The organism is Vibrio sp. OPT46, from assembly GCF_015163535.1.
GTDB classification, from domain to species: Bacteria; Pseudomonadota; Gammaproteobacteria; order Enterobacterales; family Vibrionaceae; genus Vibrio; species Vibrio alginolyticus.
The window spans coordinates 111,469-119,059 of the sequence record NZ_JADDYG010000092.1; the positions used below are offsets into that span (position 1 = coordinate 111,469).

7 protein-coding genes are annotated in these 7,591 nt (G+C 47.7%); 1 reads left to right on the forward strand and 6 read right to left on the reverse strand.

Annotation, left to right across the window (positions count from 1 at the left end):
• A partial coding sequence (locus tag IQR33_RS03930; protein WP_228013747.1) for a sugar O-acetyltransferase occupies positions 1–492 on the reverse strand: 492 nt, incomplete at its 3' end.
• Between the two features lie 337 nt (positions 493–829).
• On the opposite strand from IQR33_RS03930, the gene IQR33_RS03935 reads away from it, so the two are divergent.
• Positions 830–1,696, forward strand: coding sequence for a mechanosensitive ion channel family protein (locus tag IQR33_RS03935; RefSeq protein WP_005373258.1), 867 nt, complete (start codon positions 830–832; stop codon positions 1,694–1,696).
• 98 nt (positions 1,697–1,794) lie between these two features.
• Here IQR33_RS03935 and IQR33_RS03940 read toward each other — a convergent pair whose 3' ends face one another.
• The 5 genes from IQR33_RS03940 to IQR33_RS03960 form a co-directional block, all read right to left on the reverse strand.
• The gene (locus IQR33_RS03940; protein ID WP_005373256.1) at positions 1,795–2,115 is read right to left on the reverse strand and encodes a DUF1840 domain-containing protein; all 321 of its coding nucleotides are present in this window, start codon (positions 2,113–2,115) and stop codon (positions 1,795–1,797) included.
• A 173-nt stretch (positions 2,116–2,288) separates the two neighbouring features.
• On the reverse strand, positions 2,289–3,191 hold the full coding sequence (locus IQR33_RS03945; protein ID WP_193843531.1) for a hydroxymethylglutaryl-CoA lyase: 903 nt from the start codon (positions 3,189–3,191) through the stop codon (positions 2,289–2,291).
• The gene (locus IQR33_RS03950; protein WP_171343163.1) at positions 3,172–5,220 is read right to left on the reverse strand and encodes an acetyl/propionyl/methylcrotonyl-CoA carboxylase subunit alpha; all 2,049 of its coding nucleotides are present in this window, start codon (positions 5,218–5,220) and stop codon (positions 3,172–3,174) included. Before IQR33_RS03950 ends, IQR33_RS03945 begins: the two co-directional genes overlap by 20 nt.
• Positions 5,213–5,995 (reverse strand): enoyl-CoA hydratase-related protein, encoded by a 783-nt coding sequence (locus tag IQR33_RS03955; RefSeq protein ID WP_169628738.1) that lies wholly within the window; start codon positions 5,993–5,995, stop codon positions 5,213–5,215. Before IQR33_RS03955 ends, IQR33_RS03950 begins: the two co-directional genes overlap by 8 nt.
• Before the next feature lie 105 nt (positions 5,996–6,100).
• The coding region (locus tag IQR33_RS03960) for a carboxyl transferase domain-containing protein (protein ID WP_228013748.1) at positions 6,101–7,591 on the reverse strand (1,491 nt) is incomplete at its 5' end.

Here is a 7,591-nt window from a genome sequence, read left to right on the forward strand (position 1 = left end):
AACGTCTTTGGTTATGACAGAGCCAGCGCCGACGACGGCCTCATCGCCAATGGTCACGCCTGGCAGTATGATTGCGCCCCCACCAATCCAAACGTTATTGCCAATTTTTACCGGTTTGGCGATCTCATCTCCGGCTAAGCGTCTTTGCGTATCGAGTGAATGAGCGGCTGTGTAAATTTGCACTCTAGGCCCAATCATGACGTTCGCGCCAACCTCAACCTGTCCATTGTCCAGAATAATGGCATCCCAGTTGATGTAGGTGTTTTCTCCGATGGACAAGTGACAACCGTAGGTAAGTTGTAGCGGTGGCTCTATACAGGCGCTATTTTTTAATTGGACGCCCATTTCCGCCAATAGTTGTCTACGGATATCTGGGTTTGGTTCGTGGTTAAACTGGAAGACAAGCTGCGCAGTTTTGGCGCGCATTAGCTTTAGTTCTTCATCCAGACAATTATAGGTTTCTCCAGAGCGCATCCGAGTCAGTTCTGACATAACAATCATTCCATCAATATAAATTGCAATAAGGTGCATAATAATAAGTGAGAGTGATTCGAAGTGAAAATTTGACGCTTAAAAATCAGAAAGTTATCACTGATTTGCCTTGCGTATCCAGTTGGTTGATTGGCTCGTTTAGTTCACAAAGACGTGCTCCCTAAATGGCTTAATCGGTTGAAGCCAAAGTGGGAAACCACTCGAAGCGTTTTACGTAGATTACAATATAGTTAATAAGAAGAACTTAGTTGAGCCGCTTGCGCTATCGATTGGGCTAAAATTATAAGACTTATGCGCTCTGGCTTGCTGGCAACGATGAATCAAGAGTGAGCACTTTATGTTCGAACGGGTCATTTCATTTTTAGAAACAACACTGTTTACCTTTAACGAACAACCTATCACGTTGTGGGCGATATTGATGGTGCCGACATGGGTCATTGTCGCTTTATGGTTATCCAAAATTTTGATCAAAACCGTTACGTCAAGAATGTCTTCATCGGGGAAAGACCCAAACGTGATTCATTTGGTTAAACGGATATTATTTGTCATCGCTCTCGCCATTATTTTTATGACCACACTTTCGATGATAAATGTGCCAATTACCGCGTTTGCCTTTCTGTCTGGTGCCATCGCTATCGGCTTCGGTTTTGGTGCGCAAAACATCATTAACAACTTCATAAGTGGCTGGATTTTGATTGGTGAAAAGCCAATCCGAATTGGGGACTTTTTAGAGGTTGAGGGCGCCAAAGGCACTGTCGAGCAAATAAATACACGCTCAACGAGAATCAGACGAACCGATGGTGTTCATATGCTCATACCCAACAGTCAGTTGATTGAGAACGTGGTGATCAACTGGACGTTATGCGACAGATTAGTTCGTGGCTCGGTCGTCGTCGGTGTCGCGTATGGGAGCGATGTCAAACAGGTTGCAGCCTTAATGGCGGAAGTGACTTCGCAGCAAGCGCAAGTTCTGAGTTCGCCAGCGCCAGATGTGTTTTTTCAAGACTTTGGTGACAATGCTTTGATCTTCGAATCTTATTTTTGGATTAACTCAACGGTTGAGGGCGGTATTCGCTCGGTCGCAAGTGCCATGCGTTTTGAAATCTACGAAGCTTTCGAAAAGCACGGCATTGAAATCGCGTTTCCACAACGAGATGTGCACATTGATGGGCAAATCAAGTTGTCTAGGGAGAGAAACGGATAGGGCGATAAGCGGTATTGGTGTTCTTATCTTGGTGTCGAGTAACCATAGCGAGGCGGTCACAACACGGATTCACCTCGCTAGAAACCAGTTTGAAGGCGTTATTGGTTGTCCCACATGACTTCGCATTCTTCTTTGATTGCTGATTTTAGCAACTCAATCAGTGGAAACGCTCTGCGTCCTAGGCTTACCGCGGGCTCTGCTTGTTCTTCCTCTTCGTCTACATCAGTAGGGAGGTTTTCTTCAGCTGCATTTTTCGCAGATAGAGCAGAAGTTAATCTTGATAGCGCGTCAGGAACATCTTGAGCGGAAATTGATCCCGGCACCGTGCCGCTGTGACCCATCATTTTGAGCATATCTAATGCAATATCACCAAACATTGTGACGTTTGAGTGGCTTCGACAACGAAATGTTATGAGCATTTACCTGATCCTGTTTTATATGTTCGCTTTGAAACTAAATTGTAGCTGAAATCAGACACTAATTAATGTGATGAAGACCGTTGAGCGTTAAGGTTTTTATGAGTAACAATAAAAAACGGGCACGTACGTCTGCATGCCCGATGAAATACATTACCTGATTGGTTGTTGATGATTTACAAGCTATACGGATCGCCCAGAGCTAATGCGACCCTAGAAGCAGGAGACTTTCCTAACGCACGGCAAATTTGCCAACCCGCTTCATTGATGACGCCAAGGTCAACGCCTGTTTCAATCCCAAGTTGCTCACACAGATAAAGTACATCTTCCGTTGCAACATTGCCACTGGCTCCTTTCGCGTAAGGGCAGCCGCCGAGCCCCGCTACTGCGCTATCAATGGTGTTGATGCCCATTAACAAGGCTTGGTAGATATTGGCTAATGCTTGTCCATAAGTGTCATGAAAATGTACTGCGAGCGCGTCTTTTGGTAGTAGCGTTAACAACGAATCCAGCATGGCGACAACGCGATTAGGCGTTGCTTTACCGACAGTATCACCGAGCGAAATCTCATAACATCCCATATCAAACAACGTATTGGCGACCTTGGTAGTTTGCTCTGGCTTGATTACTCCCTCATATGGACACACCATGGTACAAGACAAGTACCCGCGTACAGGAATGTTGTGCTGGTTCGCCAATTCGATAACGGGTTCAAATCGAGCGAGACTTTCGGTAATGCTGCAGTTGATGTTCTTCTGGCTGAACGTTTCTGAAGCGGAGCCAAACACCGCAATTCGCTTTACACCGCTTTCCAGCGCACGTTCTAACCCTGCGAGATTTGGTGTGAGCGCGCTATAAACCACTTCAGGCTTTTTTGAGATACCAGCAAACACCTGATCGGAATCGGCCATTTGAGGCACCCACCTTGGAGAGACGAAAGATCCCGCCTCAATATGCTTTAAGCCACTGCTGCTTAGTTGGTTAATCAAACGGATTTTATCAACCAGCGTCACTGCCGTTTCATTTTGCAGACCATCACGAGCGCCGACTTCGACGATATTAACCTTCGCTGGTAGCATATTCGCGCTCCTTATCTTCACTGACGTTATCCGATATCAAAGACAAATTCAGCAGTATGGAACCGTGCTGTACTTGGTCCCCGTGCTGATAAAACAATTCGTCGACTGTTGCTGCGACCGGAGCCGTGATGGTGTATTCCATTTTCATTGCTTCGAGTACCAAAAGCGGATCGCCCGCCGCCACTTCGTCACCTTTAGCCACCATAACTGCTGAAATTATGCCGTTGAGTGGTGCGGTTGGACTTAGTTCATCATCTACATCTTTTGCAGAGTCAAAGTTAGGTTGATGAGCGAACGTGCGCTGCTGACCAAGATAAAATAGTGTTGTTCTTTGTTCATCGCTAAGTGCATTAAAGGTGTAACGCACATTATCAATATCGACGATAATCTGGTTGTCACTTTCAAGCAGGATGACCTGATGCAGCTCCTCACCACATCGGACAGTGAAGTGAGATCCTGTATCTTGCGATGATTGTTGCAAACGTACCTGATGGTTGGCATTGGCATCCGTGAAGTTAAATCGGTAAACGTTGTCAACTGACAGTCTAAAACCTCGTCTGGTTGGCGCGGGTAACGTTGAGCTGTCTGATTTTGAAATGAGATCATTCCGGTGAGCAACCGCCGCCAATGTAAGCCAGATTGAATCCGACACGTCTTGCTGCTCATTTATGCCTTGTTGATGTGTTACGAGGAAACCTGTATCGAGCTCAATCTCGGCAAAGGCTGGCTGCGAAATAATACTGTGCAGATAACCAATGTTTGTCGTTACTCCACGTACGTGATATTGAGTTAACGCCTGCTTAAGCTGCTTTAGTGCGATATCACGAGTTTGCCCCCAGACGATCAGTTTGCTGATCATTGGATCGTAATATTCGCTGATGCTATCGCCTTGGGTAACACCACTATCAACGCGTACGCGCGCTAGGCGCACATTACTGTCTGATACGGGTTCTTTTAAGTAGTCAATGCGGCCAGTCGACGGCATAAAGTCATTGTCTGTATCTTCTGCGTAAATTCGCAGCTCAATTGAATGGCCGTCGTGGGTGATTTCAGATTGCGAAATAGGTAAATGCTCGCCAGCTGCGACTTTGAATTGCCACTCCACCAAATCAACGCCGGTGATCAATTCAGTGACAGGGTGCTCAACTTGCAGACGGGTGTTCATCTCCATGAAGTAGAATTGACCTCGGCTATCGAGTAAGAACTCCACCGTGCCAGCGCCAACATAGTCGATCGCTTGAGCGGCCTGAACCGCAGCTTCACCCATTTGTTTACGCAGTTCATCACTAAGACCGGGAGCTGGTGCTTCTTCGACTACTTTTTGGTGACGGCGTTGAATGGAGCAATCGCGATCAGAAAGATAGACACAGTTGCCATGTTGGTCAGCAAATACCTGAACTTCAACGTGGCGAGGCTGCAATATACATTTTTCGATTAGAAGCTGCTTATCGCCAAAGCTTGAAAGTGCTTCACGCTGCGCACCGTCGATGGCCAGAGGCATTTCGGCTGCGCTATTGACCACTCGCATGCCTTTACCGCCGCCACCTTGTGTTGCTTTAAGCATCACTGGGTAACCGATTTTTTCCGCTTCCGCTAATAAGTGCTCTACGCTGTTGTCTGTGCCGTGATAGCCGGGAACCAAGGGCACGTTCGCCTCAGACATGATGGCTTTGGCTTGCGACTTCGAACCCATTGCTTCAATTGCGCTGGTGGAAGGGCCAATAAAAACAATGCCATTTTCGCTGCACGCTTTCGCCAGTTTCGGGTTCTCGGAAAGAAAACCATACCCAGGGTGGATAGCATCGGCTTGCCATTTTTTCGCAGCGCCGATAATCGCATCGATATCGAGATACGATTCACTCGCCGGAGCGGGGCCAATGAATTCAGCGAAATCCGCTTGTTTAACATGTAAGCTGCTGCGATCCGCTTCGGAATAGACGGCAACCGTCTCGATAGCCATGCTTTTTGCGGTTTTAATGATTCGGCAGGCAATTTCACCGCGGTTTGCGATCAGTATTCTTTTAAACATGATTCCTCCAATTGGCGGCGCGCTTTTCAAAAAATGCACTCAGTCCTTCTTGTCCTTCTGCGGACACGCGGGCGGTTGCAATAGCTTGGCTGGTGTATTCAATTAATGAATGCTCGATAGGTTGATTGTCACAACGTAAGCAGAGCGTTTTTGCTGCCTGCATGGCTTGTGGACCGTTGTTGAGCAGGTGATCAATGGTGCGATTGACGGCTTCACGTGGTTGAGCGTCTATCTGATGAAGAATACTCATCGATAGCGCGGTTTCGGCATCAATCAGTTCCGCGGTTAAAAAGTAGCGTCGGCTCTGTCTTTGTCCAATCGCTCGGATTACGTAAGGTCCGATGGTGGCGGGTAACAAACCGAGCTTCACTTCACTCAAACAGAAGCGACTTTCAGGTGTACCGATAGCGATATCGCAACAGCAGATAAGCCCAAGTGCGCCGCCAAATGCAGCGCCATGCACCATAGCAATAGTCGGTGTGCTAAAGGTATCCAGCGTATGCAAAAGTTTTGCTAGTTGCTGTGCATCTTGCAGGTTTTCACCCTCGGTTTTGGTTGCCATTGACTGCATCCAGCCAAGATCCGCACCCGCAGAAAAGTGTTTACCTTGGGCCGTTAGTACCAATGCACGTAGAGAGTCGTCTCTATCAAGTTTTTCCAAGATTTCGATAAGTGAAGCAATTAATTCATCATTAAACGCGTTATGTTTCTCTGGTCGATTGAGGCTCAACCAAGCAACGCCATTGTTGTCTTTTTCGAGCAGTAGTCCGGTCATGTGACTTCCTTTGTCTGACATTTCAGTCTGTATTCCAATACTCGCTAACCGTTACTTGTATAAACATCGGTATTCGCGAGGAGTTAAGGCTTGCCTTGCATCCGACTACATGCGGAAGATGCCAAATTTACTGTCTGATATTGGCGCATTAAGCGCAGCAGACAGAGCAATGCCGACAACATCACGGGTTTTGGCGGGATCAATAATGCCGTCGTCCCACAAACGAGCACTGGCGTAGTATGCATGGCTTTGAGTCTGATATTGCTCCGCAATTGGACGTTTGAACGCTTCTTCTTCCTCTACGCTCCAGCTTTCACCTTTGCGAGTTTTGATATCGCGGGTCACTTGCGCCATCACGCCAGCCGCTTGCTCTCCACCCATGACGGAGATGCGCGCGTTTGGCCACATCCACATCATGGTTGGATCATAAGCGCGGCCACACATGCCGTAGTTCCCTGCGCCATACGATCCACCAATAACCACGGTAAACTTCGGCACGTCTGCACACGCAACAGCAGTTACCATTTTCGCACCATGTTTGGCGATGCCTTCGGCTTCGTACTTCTGACCGACCATAAAGCCCGTTATATTCTGCAAGAAAAGCAGAGGAATTTTGCGTTGTGCGCACAGCTCAATAAAATGCGCGCCTTTTTGTGCTGATTCTGAAAATAGAATGCCGTTGTTAGCGACAATGCCAATCGGCATACCGTGAATATGGGCAAAGCCACAGACCAAGGTTTCGCCGAACAGGGCTTTAAATTCATCGAACTGGGAATCATCAACAATTCGGGCAATGACCTCTTTAACATCAAACGGCTTTTTGAGATCGGTTCCGACGATGCCGTACAGCTCTTGGGCAGGAAAACGTGGTTCCTGTGGTGCTTTTTGCTTGAGTTGAACGGGTTTCAAGTGGTTAATTTGAGAAACGGCTTGTCTTGCCAACTCTAACGCGTGGTGATCATTTTCTGCGTAATAGTCCGCCACACCAGAGGTGCGACAATGAACGTCTGCGCCTCCAAGATCTTCCGCGCTGACTTCTTCACCTGTCGCTGCTTTTACAAGAGGTGGACCTGCCAAAAAAATCGTGCCTTGTTCTTTGACTATGATGGATACGTCGCACATGGCAGGAACATAAGCGCCGCCAGCGGTACATAGCCCCATGACCACCGCAATTTGTGGAATGCCTTTGGCCGACATACGGGCTTGGTTGTAGAAAATACGGCCAAAATGGTCTTTATCTGGGAATACCTCATCTTGGCGGGGTAGGTTAGCGCCGCCAGAGTCGACTAAGTAAACACATGGCAGTTGGCATTTTTCTGCAATTTCTTGTGCTCTTAAGTGCTTTTTCACGGTGAGTGGGTAGTAACTGCCGCCTTTTACCGTCACGTCGTTCGCGACGATCATGCACTCGGTGTCATCAATCACACCAACACCCGCTACTACGCCCGCGCATGGAACGTAATCTGGATACACATCCCAGCCAGCAAACTGACCGATTTCTAGAAAGGATGAACCAGGGTCGAGTAGGGCAAGAATGCGCTCACGAACCGGAAGTTTACCTTTCTTCTGCTGATGGTCGCGGGCTTTCTCACCGCC